Annotated in this window: 17 protein-coding genes; 10 read left to right on the top strand and 7 right to left on the bottom strand. The window is 39.2% G+C overall.

The window, feature by feature from the left end; translation table 11 throughout:
- Window positions 1–21: 21 nt before the first annotated feature.
- The gene (gene rlmN / locus ACTJIV_RS05405; RefSeq protein ID WP_440626127.1) at window positions 22–1056 is read right to left on the bottom strand and encodes a 23S rRNA (adenine(2503)-C(2))-methyltransferase RlmN; all 1035 of its coding nucleotides are present in this window, start codon (window positions 1054–1056) and stop codon (window positions 22–24) included.
- A 114-nt stretch (window positions 1057–1170) separates the two neighbouring features.
- Window positions 1171–2220 (bottom strand): tRNA preQ1(34) S-adenosylmethionine ribosyltransferase-isomerase QueA, encoded by a 1050-nt coding sequence (queA, locus tag ACTJIV_RS05400; protein WP_111954523.1) that lies wholly within the window; start codon window positions 2218–2220, stop codon window positions 1171–1173.
- 180 nt (window positions 2221–2400) lie between these two features.
- Between queA and ACTJIV_RS05395 the strand changes: the two genes are divergently transcribed.
- From ACTJIV_RS05395 to ACTJIV_RS05380, 4 genes are all read left to right on the top strand, one after another.
- Complete coding sequence (locus tag ACTJIV_RS05395; RefSeq protein WP_336378301.1) at window positions 2401–3093, top strand: AIM24 family protein; 693 nt, start codon at window positions 2401–2403, stop codon at window positions 3091–3093.
- A gap of 154 nt (window positions 3094–3247) precedes the next feature.
- Complete coding sequence (locus tag ACTJIV_RS05390) at window positions 3248–4645, top strand: Gfo/Idh/MocA family protein (protein WP_440626124.1); 1398 nt, start codon at window positions 3248–3250, stop codon at window positions 4643–4645.
- Entirely contained in the window at window positions 4635–5540 is a 906-nt protein-coding gene (locus ACTJIV_RS05385) for a sugar phosphate nucleotidyltransferase (RefSeq protein ID WP_440626122.1), read from the top strand. Before ACTJIV_RS05390 ends, ACTJIV_RS05385 begins: the two co-directional genes overlap by 11 nt.
- A complete protein-coding gene (locus ACTJIV_RS05380; RefSeq protein WP_440626120.1) occupies window positions 5531–6565 on the top strand; it encodes a phosphotransferase enzyme family protein in 1035 nt (344 codons plus the stop codon). The genes ACTJIV_RS05385 and ACTJIV_RS05380 overlap by 10 nt, the downstream gene beginning before the upstream one ends.
- Before the next feature lie 197 nt (window positions 6566–6762).
- Here ACTJIV_RS05380 and ACTJIV_RS05375 read toward each other — a convergent pair whose 3' ends face one another.
- The 4 genes from ACTJIV_RS05375 to ACTJIV_RS05360 form a co-directional block, all read right to left on the bottom strand.
- Complete coding sequence (locus ACTJIV_RS05375) at window positions 6763–7254, bottom strand: DNA-deoxyinosine glycosylase (protein ID WP_440626118.1); 492 nt, start codon at window positions 7252–7254, stop codon at window positions 6763–6765.
- Between the two features lie 124 nt (window positions 7255–7378).
- Window positions 7379–9373: an alpha/beta fold hydrolase gene (locus ACTJIV_RS05370; RefSeq protein ID WP_440626116.1), complete on the bottom strand. Its 1995-nt coding sequence runs from the start codon at window positions 9371–9373 to the stop codon at window positions 7379–7381.
- Between the two features lie 265 nt (window positions 9374–9638).
- Window positions 9639–9983 carry a phage holin family protein gene (locus ACTJIV_RS05365; protein WP_111954513.1) on the bottom strand — a complete coding sequence of 115 codons (345 nt, stop codon included), beginning with the start codon at window positions 9981–9983 and terminating at the stop codon, window positions 9639–9641.
- Window positions 9984–10095: 112 nt separating this feature from the next.
- Complete coding sequence (locus ACTJIV_RS05360; protein ID WP_223559026.1) at window positions 10096–10518, bottom strand: PaaI family thioesterase; 423 nt, start codon at window positions 10516–10518, stop codon at window positions 10096–10098.
- A 275-nt stretch (window positions 10519–10793) separates the two neighbouring features.
- Between ACTJIV_RS05360 and ACTJIV_RS05355 the strand changes: the two genes are divergently transcribed.
- Window positions 10794–11216, top strand: a complete 423-nt coding sequence (locus tag ACTJIV_RS05355) for a hypothetical protein (protein WP_440626113.1) — start codon at window positions 10794–10796, stop codon at window positions 11214–11216.
- A 2-nt stretch (window positions 11217–11218) separates the two neighbouring features.
- On the opposite strand, the gene ACTJIV_RS05350 is transcribed toward ACTJIV_RS05355, so the two are convergent.
- Window positions 11219–13342 carry a DNA topoisomerase 3 gene (locus ACTJIV_RS05350; protein ID WP_440626111.1) on the bottom strand — a complete coding sequence of 708 codons (2124 nt, stop codon included), beginning with the start codon at window positions 13340–13342 and terminating at the stop codon, window positions 11219–11221.
- Window positions 13343–13846: 504 nt separating this feature from the next.
- On the opposite strand from ACTJIV_RS05350, the gene ACTJIV_RS05345 reads away from it, so the two are divergent.
- The 5 genes from ACTJIV_RS05345 (at window position 13847) to ACTJIV_RS05325 (ending at window position 19940) form a co-directional block, all read left to right on the top strand.
- Complete coding sequence (locus tag ACTJIV_RS05345; RefSeq protein ID WP_440626109.1) at window positions 13847–14842, top strand: EamA family transporter; 996 nt, start codon at window positions 13847–13849, stop codon at window positions 14840–14842.
- Between the two features lie 22 nt (window positions 14843–14864).
- Entirely contained in the window at window positions 14865–15893 is a 1029-nt protein-coding gene (locus ACTJIV_RS05340; protein WP_440626107.1) for a methionine ABC transporter ATP-binding protein, read from the top strand.
- A complete protein-coding gene (metI, locus tag ACTJIV_RS05335; RefSeq protein ID WP_111954501.1) occupies window positions 15886–16542 on the top strand; it encodes a methionine ABC transporter permease MetI in 657 nt (218 codons plus the stop codon). Before ACTJIV_RS05340 ends, metI begins: the two co-directional genes overlap by 8 nt.
- Before the next feature lie 85 nt (window positions 16543–16627).
- A complete protein-coding gene (gene metQ / locus ACTJIV_RS05330; protein WP_111954499.1) occupies window positions 16628–17446 on the top strand; it encodes a methionine ABC transporter substrate-binding lipoprotein MetQ in 819 nt (272 codons plus the stop codon).
- A gap of 232 nt (window positions 17447–17678) precedes the next feature.
- Window positions 17679–19940 carry a glycoside hydrolase family 3 C-terminal domain-containing protein gene (locus ACTJIV_RS05325; RefSeq protein ID WP_440626104.1) on the top strand — a complete coding sequence of 754 codons (2262 nt, stop codon included), beginning with the start codon at window positions 17679–17681 and terminating at the stop codon, window positions 19938–19940.
- The last annotated feature ends 271 nt before the right edge of the window (window positions 19941–20211 follow it).

Here is a 20211-nt window from a genome sequence, read left to right as displayed (position 1 = left end):
TTTATCTTTTTTAAGGAAATTTTAATCAACTGTTTTATTGGCAAGCTGCCCACAGGCCGCATCAATATCTCCACCGCGGCTTTTTCTGATCATTACAGTAATTCCTGCATTTTCCAGCTGGCGTACATAATTTTCTTCTGCCTGCTTATTGCATTGGTCGTATTTTCCGTCTCCGATAGGGTTATATTGGATCAGATTCACTTTGGAAGGCACCTGTTTACAGTATCTGATCAGAGCTTTGATATCTTCATCCCCATCATTGATTCCTTTCCATACGCAGTATTCAAAAGTAATCACAGAGCCTGTTTTCTGGTACCAGTACTGAAGGGCTTCCATAATATCCGTCAACGGAAATTTATCCGAGAAAGGCATGATCTCATTACGTTTGGATTCAATAGCAGAGTGAAGCGAAAGTGCCAGTTTTACACGGAGCTCATCATCTGCCAGCATTTTGATCATCTTTGGAATTCCTGATGTAGAAACGGTAATTCTTCTTGGTGACATTCCCAGACCTTCCGGCTGGGTGATTTTTCTGATGGCTTCCACTACATTTTTGTAATTCATCATCGGCTCCCCCATTCCCATGAAAACGATATTGGAAAGCGGTCTGTTGAAATACATTTTGCTTTGACTGTCAATCAGAGCCACCTGGTCCACAATTTCTGCTACCTCAAGGTTTCTCATTCTTTTGAGTCTTGCTGTTGCACAGAATTCACAGTTTAATGAACATCCCACCTGTGAGGAAACGCAGGCTGTAGTTCTTGTTTCTGTAGGAATAAGAACAGATTCCACCAGAAGTCCGTCATGAAGTTTCACACCGTTTTTGATGGTTCCGTCCGTACTTCTCTGAAGCTGATCTACAGAAACAGGATTGATAGTATACTCTTCGGAAATTTTTTCGCGGAGAGATTTCGAAAGATTCGTCATTTCATCAATCGAATGGAGGTTTTTACTCCATAACCAGTCATAAACCTGTTTTGCACGAAACGGTTTTTCCCCTAAAGTCAAAAAATAGTCTTTAAGCTGGTCTAGTGATAAAACTCGGATATCTTTCATTATTGTAAAAAGTATGATGTACAATGTACAAAGTAATAATCTTATGTATTATCTTAAGTTTTTAAACCACTAAAAAATACATTATACTTTGTACATTATACATTAATACATAATTTATAGAATTAACATGGCGTCACCGTAAGAATAGAATTTATACTTTTCTTTTACGGCTTCTTCATAAGCATGCATGATAAAATCTTTTCCGGCAAATGCAGCAATCATCATCAATAATGTTGATTTCGGCGTGTGGAAGTTGGTGATCATTGAGTTTGCTACTCCAAAATCGTGAGGCGGATAAATGAATTTGTTCGTCCAACCGTTGAATGCAGAGATCTTTTTGTTGGAAGAAACGGAAGTTTCCAATGCTCTCATCGTTGTAGTACCTACCGCACAGACTCTTCTGTGAGCATCTACCGCTTTATTGATGATGTCAGCATTTTTCTCATCGATAATGATTTCTTCAGATTCCATTTTGTGCTTGGAAAGATCTTCCACCTCAATCGGGTTAAAAGTTCCTAAACCAACGTGAAGTGTTACTTCAGCAAAATCAATTCCTTTGATCTCCAACTTCTTCATCAGATGCTTGGAGAAGTGAAGACCTGCTGTAGGGGCAGCAACCGCTCCTTCTATTTTTGCATAGATCGTCTGGTATCTTTCTGCATCTTCCGGCTCTACTGCTCTTTTAATATATTTTGGAAGTGGAGTTTCGCCCAATTCCTTCAGTTTTGTTCTGAATTCGTCATAAGAACCATCGAATAAGAATCTCAATGTTCTTCCTCTTGAAGTTGTATTATCGATCACTTCAGCTACCAAAGATTCATCTTCAGTAAAGAATAATTTGTTACCGATTCTGATTTTTCTTGCAGGATCTACAAGAACATCCCATACTCTGGTTTCTTTATCCAGCTCTCTTAAAAGGAAAACTTCAATTTTAGCACCTGTTTTTTCCTTATTTCCATAAAGACGCGCAGGGAAAACTTTAGTATTGTTGAAAATGAATAGATCTTTCTCTTCGAAATAATCCACAACATCTTTAAACAGCTTATGCTCAATGGTTTGTGTTTTTCTGTTAAGAACCATTAATTTGGCTTCGTCTCTGTGTTCAGATGGGTGTTCTGCTAATAATTCCGCAGGAAGATCAAAATTAAAATCTGATGTTTTCATTTTTTTAAATTACGGTTTAAAAATTATTCAAATTACAAGTGTAATTTCGGAGTGCAAATATACGACATTCAATACCCCTTTGTCAAGTATTATTTAAATCAAATTGAAAACCGGGATTCTACGGTGATCCATGAGGGAAAAAAAGATTATTTTTGGAAATATTTAAAAACAATTTACACTATGAGCAAATATTCATTGGAAGCTTTCGTCAACGAAACTAAAGAAAATCCACAACAGAGAGATTATTTTGAGCTTGAAACTCCCCATATGCTGGAAATTAATCTCAACAATCAGGCTGTATGGACCAAACGAGGAAGTATGGTAGGTTATGTAGGAGGCATCAACTTCGAAAGACAGGGAATGCTGGCCGGAGGTATCGGTAATCTTTTAAAGAAAGCGATCAGCGGCGAAGGAAGCAAACTGATGAAAGCCGAAGGAAATGGTAAACTTTATGTGGCAGATGCCGGAAAGAAAGTTCGTATCCTTTATCTGAACAATGAGTCGGTATGTGTGAACGGGAATGATGTTCTTGCCCACGAACAGAGTATAAAAAGTGATATCACTATGCTTAAAAGCGTTGCCGGGATGATGGCTGGCGGTCTTTTCCAGGTAAAACTTTCCGGAACCGGACATATTGCAATAACGACTCATGGTGAACCATTAACTCTTATGGTAACTCCGGAAAATCCTGTTTTCACAGATCCTAATGCTACTGTAGCATGGTCCGGAAACTTAAGCCCGGATCTGAAAACCAATGTTTCTTTCAAAAGCCTTATCGGAAGAGGAAGCGGGGAAGAATTTCAAATGAAGTTTTCAGGAAACGGATGGGTACTGATTCAGCCGTACGAAGAAGTATATTTCACGGAAAAATAATATTAAAAATTGATGATTGTAACGGCTGCTCCTCATACCAGGACAGCCGTTTTTATGTTCACACCGGATTTTAAATCCCCGATTCCACAGCTCAAAACCAGCACCAATACCCCCTACTTCGCAACTTTTTAATATATTTAAGGAAAAAATTTTAATGGACACCACCTCTTCACGCAGAAACTTTATTAAGACCGCTGCCCTCGCAAGCTTTGGGGCATTGGTTCTACCTAATTCTTTATTTGCCTATTCCAATGATTTTAAATCAGATAAAAAAATCCGTGTCGGTTTTATCGGTGTAGGACTCCGCGGGCAGGAACACGTAAAGCTGCTGGCAAAACGCAATGACGTAGAAATTGTGGCTTTTGCAGATCCTGATAAAAGAATGCTTGCTGCATCGCAGAAAATATTAAAAGACAATAATAAATCTGCGGCCCAGGAATTTTCAAACGGTGACTACGACTACCGGAATCTTTTAAAATTAAAAACCATTGATGCAGTAGTAATTGCTACTCCCTGGGAATGGCATCTTCCACAGGGTACCGAGGCCATGAGAGCAAAAAAAATTGTCGGTATGGAAGTTTCCGGAGCGATAAAGCTTCAGGACTGCTGGGAATTTGTAAAGGTATATGAAGAAACAAAAGTTCCTATTTTCATGATGGAGAATGTATGCTACCGCAGAGATATCATGGCTGTTCTGAATATGGTCCGTAAAGGGATGTTCGGGGAGCTGGTTCACGGAAGAGGCGGCTATCAGCATGATTTAAGAGGAGTTCTTTTCAATGATGGTGTTACGCCCTACAATTCGGGTGCTGAATTCGGAGAAAAGGGATTCAGTGAAGCACATTGGAGAACAGAACATTATGTAAAACGCAACGGTGAGCTTTATCCAACACACGGATTGGGGCCTGTGGCAGTGATGATGGATATTAACCGTGGCAACCGCCTGACGAGGCTTTCCTCATTCTCTTCAAAGTCTGTGGGACTGCACAAATACATTGTGGAGCATCCTAAAGGCGGCGAAAATCATCCGAATGCCAAAGTAAAATTCAACCAGGGAGATATTGTTACTACACAGATTGCCTGTGCTAATGGAGAAACCATCCTTTTAACCCATGATACGAGCTTACAACGCCCTTATGATCTTGGATTCCGAGTGCAGGGAACGGAAGGTTTGTGGCAGGATTTCGGCTGGGGAGATTTCAACCAGGGGCATATTTATTTTGAAAAAACAATGAATCACACGCACCGATGGGAAAATACGGAAAAATGGATGAAAGAATTTGACCATCCGATATGGAAAAAATTTGAAGATACAGCTGCAGGCGCAGGCCACGGCGGAATGGATTTCTTTGTCATGAATACCTTCATCGAATGTATCAAGCGAAATATAGAATTCCCGATGGATGTGTATGATCTTGCTCTATGGTATTCTATCACACCGCTCAGCGAAGAATCTATTGCTAAAGGAGGCCAGGCTGTTGATATTCCGGATTTCACCAACGGAAAATGGAAGACCCGTAAACCTGTATTTGGAATGACAGATGAGTTCTAAAAAAGCACTGCTTATATTAGCCGGAGGCCTGGGAAGCCGCTATAAAGGCCTGAAACAGATAGACGGAATATTGGATAACGGCTCACCCATCCTGGAATATTCTATATATGATGCATTGGAAGCCGGCTTCAGTAAAGTTGTTATTATTGTCAACAGACGTATCCCGGAAAGTTATATTGAAAGATTAAATACAATATCCCAGAAAGAACAGTTTGAACTGCACTGGGTGTATCAGGAAAATGAAAGTTTTCTGCCAGTGAACGCCGATTTCTCACAGCGGCAAAAGCCTTGGGGAACGGGACATGCTGTCCTTTGTGCAAAAAATACAATACAGGAACCTTTTGTTATGATCAATGCCGATGATTTTTACGGGAAAGAAGCCTATCGGCTGGCAGCTGAAGAAATTGACGTTCATATTTCAGGATCGCAGTTCGGAATGGCAGCTTATCCAGTGGAATCTACTCTAAGTGGAAATGGAAATGTAGCCAGGGGAATATGTACTTTAGATGCTGAAAATTACCTTGTAAAAATAGAGGAACAGACCTCTATCCGAAAGGAAGGAAACCTGATTATGTATACTGAAAAAGGAAAGAATATAGAAATAGCTTCCGATACGCTGGTATCTATGAATTTTTTCATTTTTAATCCGGATATTTTTAATGCTCTCGAAATGTATTTTAATGATTTCATAAAGTCAGATCCGGAGCCCTCACAGGAATTTTATGTTCCTTCTGCCGTACAGAGAATGATTGACGAGAAAAAAGCAAAGGTACTGGTGAAAACCTCCCCATCAAAATGGATGGGTGTTACTTATGCAGATGATAAAAGCAGTATTAAAGATTTTCTGGCATCAGAGATCAAAAATAACAGATATCCTGAAGATCTATGGAATTAAAACAAATTGTTACCGAATTTACCGGAACTGAAAATTGCAGCATCACTCCTATTACCAACGGGCTGATCAATACGACTTATTGGGTAGAGAATAAAGATTCTGAGGAAAAGTTCATCCTTCAAAGAATCAACACTCAGGTATTTCAGTTTCCGGAAATTATTACCCATAATCATATTCTGATCAATGAAATGCTGGCAGGTGGAGACTATCCGCTACAGCCGGTCATACCAAAACCAACGTTAGCCGGAAATTTTATTGTGAAAGATGAGGAAGGAGGATCCTGGAGAATGCTCAGCTTTATTGAGGATACAAGAACTTTCTTTAAGATTCCCGATATCAAAACTGCCTACGAATCTGCAAAGGCTGTAGGATGTTTTTTAAATATGGTCAATCCCGAACATCTTCCGGATATTCAGCCTCCGATTCCTGATTTTATTAATTTTGAAAAAAGAATCCTTGATTATCAGGCTTCTTTACGATATGCGAATGAAGACCTGCTGAAAAATGCCGGACCACAAATCGAAATGATGGATAAGCTGCTTTTTCTTCCGCAAAAATGGATAGAAATGGAAAAAAACGGTTTATTACCTAAAAGAATCATACACGGAGATCCCAATGTAAGAAATATTCTTTTTGATGAAAACTCAAGGCCTCTGGCTGTTATTGACCTGGATACGGTAACTGCTTCTACGATCCTGTACGATTTCGGTGATATGGCAAGGTCTTATACCAATACTTTAGATGAAGATGATGGAAATGCCGAAAACAATTTTAACCCTCAAATTTACAGAACCGTGAAAGACGGATTTCTGCTGTACTTAAAAGATAAACTGACTTTTGAGGAGCTTGAAAACCTTGACTATGCTGCGCAGACTGTCATCTATATCCAGGCTATCCGTTTTCTGACTGATTATCTGAATGGGAATACTTACTATGCTACGAAATATGCTAATCATAACCTGGACAGAACAAGAAATCAACTGGAGCTGCTGAAAGGATTAAGGGAATATCTGCGTGTTGATTAGTTTTTCCACAGATCTTATAGATTGCTACAAAGTCAGTCATTGCGAGCGTAGCGAAGCAATCTCCCGGAAGAATTTTATAATCTCTCTGACATGAAAATCTGCTTTAATATGAGATTGCTTCGTCGATACTCTCCTCGTAATGACTAACTACATTGCGTTTATTCGTCAAAACCTCTGTGATTTTTGTAGTGAAAATTTTACATTAAGAATTCCAGAATCTTCTTCCACTCTTCCAGTTTCTTATCCAATGACACCGTATGAAGCGGGCTTGTTGAAGGTAACTGAACTATTGGCAACCTATAATTTTTCCCTAAAAGCTTTTGAAGGTTTTTGTATGATTTTCCTCCATTACAAAAGATAGCTCTAATATTGGGATGTTCTTCCAGAAGTTCATCAATTTGGTTAGCTTCTTCATTTCTGATCTCCGAATCCAGGCTTCCTTTTCTTTCGCAGGAGTCGATAACGTCCCAGACTGCTATATGATGTTTCTTTAAAATATTTATCCGTTCAGGATAATTGTCAGTAAATTCTTCTTTGAACAATTCAAAAATAATGATCCAGAATTTATTCTGCGGATGCGCATAATACTGTTGTTTCTCCAAAGATTTTACTCCGGGAATTGAACCTAAAATTAAAATTTCAGACTGATCATCGATTATTGGCGGAAAGGAGGAAATTCTGTTTTGCATACTCAAATATATAAGGTTTGGCTAAAGCCTCTCAAATCTGAAAACAAAAAGCGGGCTAAAGCCCGCTCTTATTGAATTTTGAACATTGAAAATTAATATTTTCGTTTATTCATTTATATTTTCATTACAAAGTTTCCTTCAGCCAGTCGAAGAATTCTCTCTGCCATACCAATCCGTTTTGCGGATGAAGTACCCAGTGGTTTTCGTTCGGAAAGTAAACTAATTTAGATTTCAATCCTCTTAACTTGGCTGCCTGGAAAGCTTCCTGCCCCTGCTCGTAAGGTACACGGAAATCGATTCCTCCCTGAACAATCATAATAGGCTTGTTCCATTTTTCAACAAAATTGCTTGGATTGAATTCTGTGTATGCCTTTGGAAGTGGTTTTTCCCATGGAGAACCAAGGTCCCAGTTCGCAAACCAAAGCTCTTCTGTAGTAAGGTACCATGATTTCATGTCGAACAACCCATCGTGTGCGATGAATGTTTTAAATCTGTTTTCGTGGATTCCAGCCAACATAAATACGCTGTATCCTCCGTAGCTCGCTCCTACTGCGGCTACTCTTTCGCCATCTACATAAGGTAAAGTTTTTGCGAAATCTGTTGCTGCCAGATAATCTCTCATCGGCTGTCCGCCCCAGTCTTTAGAAATATCTTCATTCCATTTTGTTCCCCATCCCGGCATTCCTCTTCTGTTTGGGGCAACAATGATATATCCGTTGGCTGCCATTAAAGAGAAATTCCATCTTGTACTGAAATACTGAGTCAGTGCAGATTGCGGACCTCCCTGGCAATATACCAATGTAGGATATTTTTTATTGGGATCAAAGTTCGGTGGATAATGGAACCAAACCCCCATCTCTTTGCCGTCTGATGTTTTCACCATCTTAAGTTCAGATTTACCTTGGGTCAACTTAGCATAAGTATCTTTGTTGACTTCGGTCACCTGCTTCATTTCACCGTTTTTCAGATTGACGGAGAATAATTCCGTTGCATGATTTATGTCTGTTCTTCCTACTAAAAGTGAAGATTTATTGTCGGTAAAGATCTCATTGACATCGAAATCACCTTTTGTAATCTGCTGTACTTTTGCTGACTTAGGATCTAAAGAGAAAAGCTGCTTTGTACCTCTGAATGCTGCTGTAAAATAAATGGCTTTTGAATCACCGCTCCAGAATACATCTCCTGAAACACTTTCATCCCATCCGGCAGTAAGATTCGTAGTTTTGCCAGATTTCCAGTCCATGATCTTTATATCATTTTTATCGGCTTCATAACCATCTCTGGCCATACTTTGCCAAGCCAGTGATTTTCCGTCCGGACTGAATTTTGGATTAACATCATACCCTTTATTGGATTCGGTTAAATTCTTTGTTATTCCTGAAGCAAGGTCGTAAGCAAAAATATCTGTGTTGGTGCTTGTAGCATATTCTTTTCCGCTTTTAGGTTTGGTAACGTATAAAAGCTGAGAGGAATCCGGGCTCCAGATAAAGTCTTCTGCTCCTCCGAAAGGTCTTTGAGGAGAATCCCATGTTTTACCATCCAAAAGATCTTTTGCAGATTCTGCTTTATCCGTGGTATTGACTACAAATACATGGTTGTATTTTCCTTCATTGAAATAATCCCAGTGTCTGTGGTTCAGATCTGTATATACCTGGGCTGTCGTTTTAGGGGTATCGCTGTATTTGTCTTTCCCCATTAGTTTTTCTACCAGAACCTGTTTGCTGAACGCAATTTTTTTACCATCGGGAGAGATCACAATGTTATCAACTTCTCCAATGGTGTAAAATTCAGACCAGGTTTTTCCGTTGTCTTTTGAAAGAAAAATCTTATCTCCTTCCTGTGCATAAATCCCGTTTTTATCCCACTGAATAAGGGCTTTTTTACCTAAATCTATTTTAGAAGACTGGTTATTAAGAACATTGAGAAAGTAGTTCTCATTTTTTGTCTTTTCTGTTTTCAGATCTACCTGTCCTACTTTATAGATCAATGAAGACTGATCCGGTGAAACGGCCTGTACTCCTACTTTTTTCAAAGTCCAAAGAATTTCAGGTGTCATTAACTGTTGTGCATTCATTAAGAGCGGAGCTGCCAGAGCCAGCAGACTGTACTTAAGTTTCATATGTTGATATTCATTTTTAACGGAATTATTAATCGTACTGATTTCACAACTCCTTTTATTTAATTCAAAGATGGCCAAAGTTAGTATTTAAAATAAAAATGAACGAAAGAATTAACATTAAAGTTTTGATTTATCCTGCTTTCAGTCTAAATATTTCCAGAAATGACAATACGGTCCCAAATGATACTTCTTCATCGTATTCAAAGCAATAAAAAAGTCTGCCGTAAAAACAGCAGACCTAGTATTGTATCTAATAGTGGATTAATTAATCTCCATCTGAAAACATGGAATTGGCCAGTGAAGTTACAAAGGACAGCAGCACACTGAAAATAAGTGCCCACCAGAAGCCGTCTACCACCATACTGTCTATAAAATAATCTGCGATCAGAATAATCAATGCATTGATCACTAGAGCAAATAATCCTAATGTAATGATCGTAAGCGGAAGACCTAAAAGTCCCAGAATAGGCTTTACAAAAATATTTAATACCCCCAATACGATGGCAAAAATAATGGCCGAAGAAAATCCTTCGAAATGTACACCCGGAAGCACCTTAGTCAAAAGGTAGGCAACGATTGCTGTAATGAACAGCCTGATAATTAAGTTCATATTATTATTTTTTAATGTTATGTTATTTACGTTGCAAATCCTGTTCCATTTAACCCTAAAAAAAGCTGGTAATCCCTTTATTTACTGGATATTTTTTGGTTACGTTTTCTATTTATTTGATCCTCATCATGGTTACCAATGAAGTGGCCACATGGCTTTCCGAACCTGTATTTTCATCAAGAACATAAATTTCAGTTCTTACCACAATGATTTTTGCACCCCCTTTTACAACATATGACCTCGATATGAGGGCATCTCCCATTGCAGGACGAAGATAGTTCACCTTCAGTTCAACAGTCACTACATAACAATCATCTTTATAATGGCTTACCGATGCATATCCTGAAGAAACATCCACCAGAGAAGCGATCATAGCTCCATTGAACATTCCGGCTTTCCGGGTCATCATTTCCATTTTAGGAATTTTGATCGAGACGAAATCGGTGTCTACCTCCAACAGTTCGGCATTGTAAAATTTCAATGTTTCTGAGCGGCCGAAGCTGTCTGTCATGAGTTTCTTTTTTTCCGGAGTCATGAATATTTATTTAATCTGAATGTAAACACAAAGTACACAAATGTTTTTAGAAATGCCAGAAAATTTGAAACAAGTTTGCTTCTTACTACTGAAATTTCAAAAGTTTAACAAGTTTTTAAACACTTAAGCTTTTAAGTTAAATACATTGTGTATAAAAGTACACTTAAGTTTCTATGAAAATTTTTGAAATTAAGTATTCAATGAATTAAAAACTTTTGTGACTTTTGTGGTTAAATAATAGGGTTTATAGTAGCTTTGCAGTAAATAGTATCCGTATGACCACAACAAAGATCTTCACATTTTTAGGCCTTCTAGTTTGTTGTATTTTTCAGGCCCAGACATTACATCTGTACGGCGGTTCCAATCAAGATCAATATCTTGGATGCTTAAATTGCGATACTTTTGATAAAAATTCGATCTGGAATTCCTACAATGATTATGGAAATGTGCTCAGCTCAAAATCCATCTGGAACGGTTCCGGAAACTATGGAAGTTCATACAGTACATATTCTCCGTGGAGCAATTATGCTTCTTATCCACCGGCTATTGTTGATCAGGATGGAAACTTTTTTGGTTATCTGACCTTAAATTCTTACAAATCTGAAAGGTCCGAACTGGAACTGGCACAGATCTTATGCAAATACCATGATGCTATCAAAAAAGACATCAGTGGCTGGTACGATAAATTATTCCGTTAAATTTAAGAAAGCTGTACATGGAAATCTTCTCCAAGTGCTAAAATTCCCTCTGTCAATGCTTCCGAATGGGTAGTGAAACCTTTCAGTTTTGAAGTTTTACCTTTTAAAACAAGATCTAAAAGCTGTTTATCTGATAATTTCTTACCGAAAATATCAAAAGTAATTTTGAAACCACAATTCTTGAAATCGGAACAACCAACAGCTGCTTTTCCTTTGATCAGGTGATGTTCTTTACATTTCGGACATTTGGTTTCTTCCCAGGACTGAAGCTCTTTTTTTACGGCAGGTTCGCGTTTTTTCTTTTCTTTGACTTCTTCTTTTTCTTCGTACAATGTAATCACTTTCCCTTTTCCATACACCACTTTTTCGGTCAGTTCCGTCACCATCTGAATCAGCTCTTCCTTAAACTGGTTGGCTTCATATTCACCGCTTTCAATTTTACGAAGTTTTGACTCCCATTCTCCGGTTAACTCAGGACTTTTTAGCAGTTCGTCTTCAATAGTATCAATCAGCTGAATTCCGGTTTGAGTGGCAATCAGATTTTTCCTTTTCTTCTCAATATACTTTCTTTTGAAAAGGGTTTCAATGATATTGGCACGGGTAGACGGTCTTCCGATCCCGTTATTCTTCAGAAGCTCACGTAATTCTTCGTCCTCTACCTGTTTTCCGGCAGTTTCCATCGCCCTCAGTAGAGTTGCTTCGGTGTAAGGTTTTGGTGGTGTCGTCTTTCCCTGGTGGATCATTGGATCGTGAGGTCCGGTTTCCCCAACAGTAAATTCAGGGATGGTCTGCTCTTCTTCCTTCTCTTTTTCTTTATCTGTGGATTCTTCTTTAGGTTCTTTTGCACAAACCGCTCTCCATCCAGGTTCCAGCACCTGTCTTCCGCTGGTTTTGAAAGGAATAGTTCCTACTTTTCCTTCTACTAATGTATTGGAAATTTTACATTCAGGATAAAAAACAGAGATAAAACGTTTTGCAATCAGGTCATACACTAACTTCTCTTCTCTGCTCAGGTTTTGAGAAGGCGGAACTTCTGTAGGGATAATCGCGTGGTGATCGGTCACTTTTGCATCATCGAAAACAGCTTTTGATTTAGGAATAGGTGCTTCCAATAACGGGGAAACCAGATCCTGATAAAAATGCATTTTCCGAAGGATTCCTTCAATTTTAGGATACAAACTTTCAGATAAATAAGTGGTATCCACACGCGGATAAGTCACATGCTTTTTTTCGTACAGACTCTGGATATAATTTAATGTACTCTCTGCGGAGTAACCATATTTTTTGTTAGCTTCTACCTGAAGTCCCGTAAGGTCGAAAAGTCTGGGATTTTTTTCTTTTCCTTCTTTAATTTCAAAAGAGACAATTTCAAAAGGATTGACTTTAAGATATTCCAAACCTTTCTCTGCACGGTCTAAAGTTTTCAACCTGTCGATCGCTGCATTGAAAATAACATCACGGTATTTGGTTTTAAGTTCCCAATATTCCTCGGTATTGAATGCATCAATCTCTTTCTGACGCTGAACCAGCATGGCCAAAGTTGGTGTCTGCACTCTTCCGATGGAAAGAACAGCTTTATTACCGCCAAACTTTTTGGTAAATAATCTCGTTGCATTAATTCCCAGCAACCAGTCACCAATCGCTCTTACATTTCCTGCGAGGTAAAGGTTTTTATACTCTTCAGCGGGTTTCAGATTTTCAAAACCTTCTTTAATTGCTTCTTCAGTAAGGGACGAGATCCATAAACGCTGAACGGGTTTATTACATTTTGCTTTCTGCAAAACCCATCTCTGGATCAGCTCTCCTTCCTGCCCGGCATCACCACAGTTAATGACCTCATCACATTCTTCCACCAATCTTTCAATGACTTTGAACTGGTTTTCCACGCCTTTGTTAGGGATTAATTTGATCCCAAAACTGGCTGGAATTATAGGTAACAAAAACAAATTCCAAGATTTGTATTGAGGGCCATAATCGTGAGGTTCCTTTAGGGTGCAAAGGTGCCCGAACGTCCATGTCACACAGTATCCGTTACCTTCCATATAGCCCTGTTTAGGCGTGGTAGCACCTAATACTTTGGCGATATCTCTGGCAACACTGGGCTTTTCGGCAATACAAAGTTTCATGAATTTCGGAATTATTGAAGGGGAACAAAAGTCGGGATTTTTTTTGGATTTTGCTAATTTAGTTCGGAGTTGTAGCGACTTGTTGAGGGTATAGAAAAATAATGGTTAAACGTCTTTCTTTAATAATTTAAGTAGAATTAAGCAATAAAAAAGTTTATTATCTATGAATATTAACAAAACTTAAAATAAATTAATTCATTGAAAAACAATTGATTAAAAATTCATAAAACAAAAAACATTAAAAAGTCTATTGTTTTAGTGGACTAATAAAAATATATGTCCTATATTTGCAACCGTATTCAGGAAAAGAAAAACAAAATGATACAAGGATTTAAACATCAATCAGTGAAGAAACAGACCATCAAAACTATGATGATGTGCAACTGTATGCCTATGCATCAGAAATCCCGTGGCTGACCTTATTTTTATATTACATATTCTAAAGGCCTTACCACGTTGTAGGGCCTTTTTATTTTAATACACATCACACAAAAAACATACAGAATGAGCACTTCTAAAAACAGCTGGCTGGTGCCGGTGGCATTTATCAATATTTACGTGATTTGGGGAATTACATTCCTCGCCATTTCATTCGGTCTTAAAGGGTTTCCTCCTTTTATTCTTTCCGGGTTCCGTTTCCTGGCGGCAGGGATTCTGATGATCGGCTGGCTGCTTGCTAAGGGTGAAAAAGCCAATTCCCTCATCAACTGGAAAAAGAATGCCATCACAGGAATCCTTATTCTTACTGGTGGAACCGGTCTTGTCGCCTGGGGCGAGCAGTATGTATCGGCTTCTGAAGCAGCGATTGCCATTGCAACGGGACCGTTCTGGTTTATTGCTATTGATAAGAAAAACTGGAAGTATTATTTCTCAGATAAATTCATCCCAATAGGTCTAATTATTGGATTTGTAGGCTTAATCTTATTCCTGAACGGAAGCGTTTCCAGTGCACACCATGCAGCGACAGACGGAAACCTTCGAATCACCGCATTTATTGTACTGGCATTAAGTTCTGTGGCCTGGGTTTTGGGATCTTTATATTCAAAAAAAAATCCGGCCTCGCAGTCTACGTTTATGAATATTGCACAACAGCTTATCACAGCAGGTGTTGCCGCCTTTATTATTGCTGCATTCAGAAAAGAATGGCACGGTTTTTCATTCTCCAATGTTCCGGTATCGGCATGGGCTGGTGTTCTGTTCCTGGTGTTCTTCGGATCGATAGTCGCTTATTTATCTTACATATGGCTGCTTTCCGTAAAACCTGCAGCTTTGGTAAGTACACATACTTATATCAACCCTATTGTTACCGTATTGGCAGGCTGGATCGTAGCCGGACAGACTATTAACGGAAGTCAGCTCTACGGATTATCCGTGATCTTAGTGGGAGTTTTGCTCACCAATGTAACTAAGTACTTCAGACTTTCAAAAAGATCAAAAGTGAAGATAAGAAGACTGAAACGGTTTTTCAATAAGACATCACGACCATATCAGCCTATTTAAAATTAAAACTAGACATTAAAAAATGATAGAAATCAAAAACATTTCAAAGACATTTCATCAGAAAAAGCAGTCATTCAAAGCTCTGGATCAGGTAAGCCTGAACATAGAAAAAGGAGATATTGTTGGTATCATCGGGTTTTCCGGGGCAGGAAAAAGTACTTTGATCCGTACTGTGAATCTTCTGGAAAGACCTGATGAAGGTCAGATCATCATCAACGGGAAGGATTTCATTCAGCTAAGCTCAAAACAGCTCGCTGCTGAACGGAAAAAAATAGGTATGATTTTCCAGCATTTCAATCTGCTTTCCTCGAGAACGGTTTTTGATAATGTAGCGCTTTCATTAGAACTGGATCACATCAGTAAAGATGAGATTAAGAGAAAAGTAAATGAACTGCTGAAGATCGTAGGACTGGAAGAAAAGGCCAATGATTACCCCAAAAGCCTTTCCGGAGGACAGAAACAGAGAGTAGCCATTGCAAGGGCTTTAGCGAATGATCCTTACCTCCTTCTCTGTGACGAAGCCACAAGCGCGCTGGATCCGGCAACCACACAGTCTATTCTGCAGCTTTTGAGGGATATTAACCAAAGGCTTGGCATCACCATCCTGCTCATCACACATGAAATGGAAGTCATCAAGGCCGTTTGCAATCATGTGGCGGTTATAGACAAAGGAAAATTATTAGCAAAAGGAACATTAAGCGAGATCATCTCGGATAAAGAAAATCCGGTGATCCGACAATTTATAAATTCAGATATCATGACGATTCCTCAGGAACTCAATAAAAAACTGCAGAAAGAGCCGCAAGACGGTTTATTTCCGCTGGTTGAAATAGAACTTAATGAACATATCAGTGTTGAAAAACTGCTTTCAACGCTTTATGATCAATACAAAATACCTTACCGACTTCTGAAAGCCGATGTAGAATATCTCGGTGACTCTAATTTCGGAAAACTTCTGCTTCAGCTGCAGGGTGAAACCGAAGAAAACCAGAAAGCGATCTATTATTTTAACCAGAATAAAATTCAAAATACAGTAAAAGGATATGCTTAGTGACTCGGTAATTGCTCTTTTGGGAAAGGGACTTTGGGAGACGGTTTATATGACGTTTGTTTCAGGATTTTTTGGATTTGTTTTAGGCCTTCCGGTAGGAATTTTATTGTTTTTAACAAGAAAAGGACAGCTGCTGGAAAACAAAATTTATTACAGGATTATTTCTATTCTGGTTAATATTTTCCGGTCTATTCCTTTTATTATTTTAATTGTCTGGATGATCCCTTTCACAAGGGTGATCATTGGAACTTCCATCGGTATGAATGCTGCTTTGGTTCCGTTAAGTGTAGGAGCAGCTCCGTTTATCGCCAGACTGGTGGAAAACAGCCTTCTTGAGGTTCCGCATGGTTTGATAGAAACAGCCAGAGCTTTGGGTGCATCCCCTTTGCAGATTATCCGGAAAGTATTGCTTCCTGAAGCGCTTCCTTCCCTGATCAACAATGCAGCGATCACCTTGATCACTTTGGTGGGTTATTCTGCAATGGGTGGAGCTTTGGGAGCCGGTGGACTGGGACAGATCGGATATCAATATGGTTACATCGGTTATGATGCTGTGATTATGAACGTGGTATTAGTGCTGTTGGTAGCACTGGTGTTTATTATTCAGTTTGCGGGTGACAGATTGGCTAAAAAATTTGATCACAGGTAAGTCAAAAACCGGAAATTTAAACTATAATTCTAATAATTAAAGGTGGCTTCGAGTGCCTCAGCTACCTTAATGATAAAAAAATTTAATGAAAAAGATAAAAATCATAGCCGTTTTAGCGGCCGGACTTCTCGTATTCAACGCATGTTCAGGAAAGAAAGATGATCCGAATCATATCGTGGTAGGAATTACTTACGGCCCGGAGCTGGAAATTGCCGAAGCTGCTAAAAAAGTAGCCAAGGAAAAATACAATCTTGATGTGGAACTGATTCCCTTCAATGATTATGTGGTCCCTAATGAGGCTTTGAACAACGGAGATATTGAAGCCAATGCTTTCCAGCATGTTCCTTACCTGAACGAGCAGTCGAAGCAGAGAGGCTATAAACTGGCTGTGGTAGGAAATACTTTTGTGTATCCTATTGTAGCTTATTCAAAAAAGATCAGAACAATCAGCCAGCTTCAGAACGGGAGTACAATTGTGATTCCCAATGACCCCACCAACGAAGGACGTTCCCTCCTTCTTCTTCAGAAAAACGGACTTTTAAAACTGAAAGAAGGAACAGGATTACTGCCAAAAGTTACCGATATCACCGAAAATCCTAAGCAGCTTAAAATCCTAGAGATTGAAGCTCCACAACTTCCAAGAGTTTTGGACGACAAAGAAGTAGTTATCGCGATTATCAACAATAATTTCGCATCACAAGCTGGATTAGATCCTGCTAAACAGGGCGTCTTCAGCGAGGATAAAGATTCTCCATACGTCAATGTAATCGTTGCGACCCATGACAATAAAAATTCTGCCAAAGTTAAAAACTTTGTCAAGGCCTACCAGTCTGATGAAGTGGCTAAAAAAGCTGATGAGATCTTTAAAGGTGGCGCTGTAAAGGGATGGGAGGATCATGAGTGATCAGTAATGAGTAATTGGTGATGAATTTGTTACGGTTACTGGGGTTGAAGAGCCAGAGAGGTTTAGAGCTCAAAACCTAGGAATACGAAACCCATACCCCCAAACTTTAAAACTCCTATCCTCAAATTTCGAAGCCCGAGATCAAAAAAATTTATTGATTAAATTTATTTTCTCAATTTGAGATAATAAAAATTTTACTTACTTTTGTTGTTAATCAATAAAAAGGCATTTTATGTTCAAAAAAACCGCCATTGTAAGTTTATTCACTTTTATTGCCGCTTCATATATGGCTCAGAATCATACTCAACCCGTTTATTTAGATGAATCAAAACCTGTAGAGCAGCGTATTCAGGATGCTCTTTCGAGAATGACCGTAGAAGAAAAGGTGGCTATGCTGCATGCACAGTCCAAATTCAGTTCGCCCGGTGTTCCAAGACTGGGAATTCCTGAATTCTGGACCACAGACGGTCCTCACGGGGTACGTCCGGAAGTGATGTGGGACGAATGGGACCAGGCCGGCTGGACGAATGACTCTATCATTGCCTACCCTGCCCTCACTGCGCTTTCTGCAACATGGAACAAAAAAATGTCCTGGAATTATGGAAAAGCTCTGGGCGAAGAGGCCCGATACAGGAAAAAAGATATTCTTCTGGGACCCGGTGTCAATATCTACAGAACACCTTTGAACGGAAGAAACTTCGAATATATGGGTGAAGATCCTTATTTAACTTCAAAAATGGTAGTTCCGTACATCCAAGGGGTGCAATCCAATGGTGTAGCGACTTCTGTGAAGCATTTTGCTCTGAACAACCAGGAAATGTTCCGTCATACAAGCAATGTTAATGTAGATGACAGGGCGCTTTATGAAATCTACCTTCCCCCTTTCAAAGCAGCGGTAACCGAAGGAGATTCCTGGACGATCATGGGTGCTTATGACATGTACAAAAATCAGTATGCCAGCCAGAATCAATATCTTTTAAATGACATTCTGAAAAAAGAATGGGGTTATAAAGGCGTTGTAGTATCGGACTGGGGAGCGGTCAATAATACGGAACAGGCTATCCACAACGGACTGGATCTTGAATTCGGGAGCTGGACGAACGGACTTTCTGCCGGAACTAAAAATGCTTACGACAATTATTATTTAGCAAAACCTTATTTAGACCTCATCAAAGCTGGAAAAGTAGGAACACAGGAACTTGACGATAAAGTAACCAGATTACTTCGTTTAGCCTACAAAACCACGATGAACAGGAATAAACCTTTCGGAAATATTGCTTCTGAAGAACATAAAGCCGTAGCCAAAGAGATTGGCGAAGAAGGAATTGTATTGCTTAAAAATCAGGGAAATGTACTTCCTATCGATATTAATAAAGCTAAAAAAATTGCCGTTATCGGTGAAAATGCCATCAAGATCATGACTGTTGGCGGCGGATCTTCTTCTTTAAAAGTAAAATATGAAACCCTTCCATTAGACGGAATCAAATCCAGGTTTGGAAAGCAGGCTGATGTACAGTATGCAAGGGGTTATGTAGGTGACATCGGCGGAGAATATAACGGGGTAAAATCCGGACAGGACCTGAAAGATGACCGTTCTGCAGCTGAATTATTGAACGAAGCTGTAGAATTAGCCAAAAAATCCGACTATGTTATTTTCGTAGGAGGATTGAATAAATCTGACTTCCAGGACAGTGAAGGGAACGACAGAAAAAGTTACGGACTTCCCTACAATCAGGACAATTTGATTTCTGCATTAGCAAAAGCGAATAAAAATCTTGCAGTTGTTCTGGTTTCCGGAAACGCGGTGGCCATGCCATGGATTAAAGAAGTTCCTTCTGTTGTACAGTCCTGGTATCTTGGTTCCGAGGCCGGAAATTCTATCGCTTCTGTATTGGCTGGTGATGCAAACCCGTCGGGAAAACTTCCGTTTACTTTTCCTATGAAGCTGGAAGATAATTCAGCCCATCAGTTGGGAGAATATCCCGGACAAAAAGATGAACTGGCGGCCGGAAAAGGAAAAGATCAGAAAAACCCGATCAATATTACGTATAATGAAGGTGTTTTTGTGGGCTACCGTTGGCATGATACGAAGAAAATCAAGCCTTTGTTCAGCTTCGGGCATGGATTGAGCTACACTACATTTGAGTTTGGAAAGGCTTCTGCTGATAAAAAAGTGATATCTCAGGATGACAAGATCACATTCACCGTGACTGTAAAGAATACAGGGAAGAAAGCCGGTGCTGAAGTAGCCCAGTTATACATCAGTGATAATAAAGCTTCTGTACCACGTCCTGCAAAGGAACTGAAGGGTTTTGAAAAGGTATATTTAAATCCTGGTGAGCAGAAGGAAGTCACTTTCACGATTGATAAAACGGCATTGAGCTATTTTGATGCAGATAAGCATGAATGGACGGCTGAGTCTGGAGATTTTGAGGCGCAGATTGGAAATTCTTCGGATGCGATTAAGACGAAGGTGAAGTTTACGTTGAAGTAATTGACAATAGTATTGTAAAAATATAATGTAAAGCAGGTTCCATTGAACCTGCTTTTTTTTATTTAATGTTCTTTTGCCTTGAAGCAAAATGAACCAAAAGTTCAAGACTTAAAACCTTCCGCTAAAAATGAAATCTGTTCTCTAAAAACTCTAAAACTCGTGCGGTAGCGCTCTATGTTTAGAATCTTATTTTGTCCCGCACTCAGACAAAAGAGTTTTCTTTACGTTCACAGATTTCATTTTCTTTACGCTCCAGTTTCTTAGGTCGATT

Source organism: Chryseobacterium sp. 22532 (genome assembly GCF_052044665.1).
GTDB lineage: Bacteria > Bacteroidota > Bacteroidia > Flavobacteriales > Weeksellaceae > Chryseobacterium > Chryseobacterium lathyri.
Note: the sequence above shows the minus strand (reverse complement) of the source record. Positions and strands in the feature narration are given on the sequence as shown.

What these genes read in the sequence shown, in the direction of transcription:
- ACTJIV_RS05390 (WP_440626124.1), top strand. Translation starts at nt 3,248, where the DNA reads ATGGACACCACCTCTTCACGCAGAAACTTTATTAAGACCGCTGCCCTC.
- ACTJIV_RS05355 (WP_440626113.1), top strand. Translation starts at nt 10,794, where the DNA reads ATGACCACAACAAAGATCTTCACATTTTTAGGCCTTCTAGTTTGTTGT.
- metI (WP_111954501.1), top strand. Translation starts at nt 15,886, where the DNA reads ATGCTTAGTGACTCGGTAATTGCTCTTTTGGGAAAGGGACTTTGGGAG.
- ACTJIV_RS05370 (WP_440626116.1), bottom strand. Translation starts at nt 9,373, where the DNA reads ATGAAACTTAAGTACAGTCTGCTGGCTCTGGCAGCTCCGCTCTTAATG.
- ACTJIV_RS05385 (WP_440626122.1), top strand. Translation starts at nt 4,635, where the DNA reads ATGAGTTCTAAAAAAGCACTGCTTATATTAGCCGGAGGCCTGGGAAGC.
- ACTJIV_RS05350 (WP_440626111.1), bottom strand. Translation starts at nt 13,342, where the DNA reads ATGAAACTTTGTATTGCCGAAAAGCCCAGTGTTGCCAGAGATATCGCC.
- ACTJIV_RS05325 (WP_440626104.1), top strand. Translation starts at nt 17,679, where the DNA reads ATGTTCAAAAAAACCGCCATTGTAAGTTTATTCACTTTTATTGCCGCT.
- ACTJIV_RS05360 (WP_223559026.1), bottom strand. Translation starts at nt 10,518, where the DNA reads ATGACTCCGGAAAAAAAGAAACTCATGACAGACAGCTTCGGCCGCTCA.
- ACTJIV_RS05345 (WP_440626109.1), top strand. Translation starts at nt 13,847, where the DNA reads ATGAGCACTTCTAAAAACAGCTGGCTGGTGCCGGTGGCATTTATCAAT.
- ACTJIV_RS05365 (WP_111954513.1), bottom strand. Translation starts at nt 9,983, where the DNA reads ATGAACTTAATTATCAGGCTGTTCATTACAGCAATCGTTGCCTACCTT.
- rlmN (WP_440626127.1), bottom strand. Translation starts at nt 1,056, where the DNA reads ATGAAAGATATCCGAGTTTTATCACTAGACCAGCTTAAAGACTATTTT.
- metQ (WP_111954499.1), top strand. Translation starts at nt 16,628, where the DNA reads ATGAAAAAGATAAAAATCATAGCCGTTTTAGCGGCCGGACTTCTCGTA.
- ACTJIV_RS05395 (WP_336378301.1), top strand. Translation starts at nt 2,401, where the DNA reads ATGAGCAAATATTCATTGGAAGCTTTCGTCAACGAAACTAAAGAAAAT.
- ACTJIV_RS05375 (WP_440626118.1), bottom strand. Translation starts at nt 7,254, where the DNA reads ATGCAAAACAGAATTTCCTCCTTTCCGCCAATAATCGATGATCAGTCT.
- ACTJIV_RS05340 (WP_440626107.1), top strand. Translation starts at nt 14,865, where the DNA reads ATGATAGAAATCAAAAACATTTCAAAGACATTTCATCAGAAAAAGCAG.
- queA (WP_111954523.1), bottom strand. Translation starts at nt 2,220, where the DNA reads ATGAAAACATCAGATTTTAATTTTGATCTTCCTGCGGAATTATTAGCA.
- ACTJIV_RS05380 (WP_440626120.1), top strand. Translation starts at nt 5,531, where the DNA reads ATGGAATTAAAACAAATTGTTACCGAATTTACCGGAACTGAAAATTGC.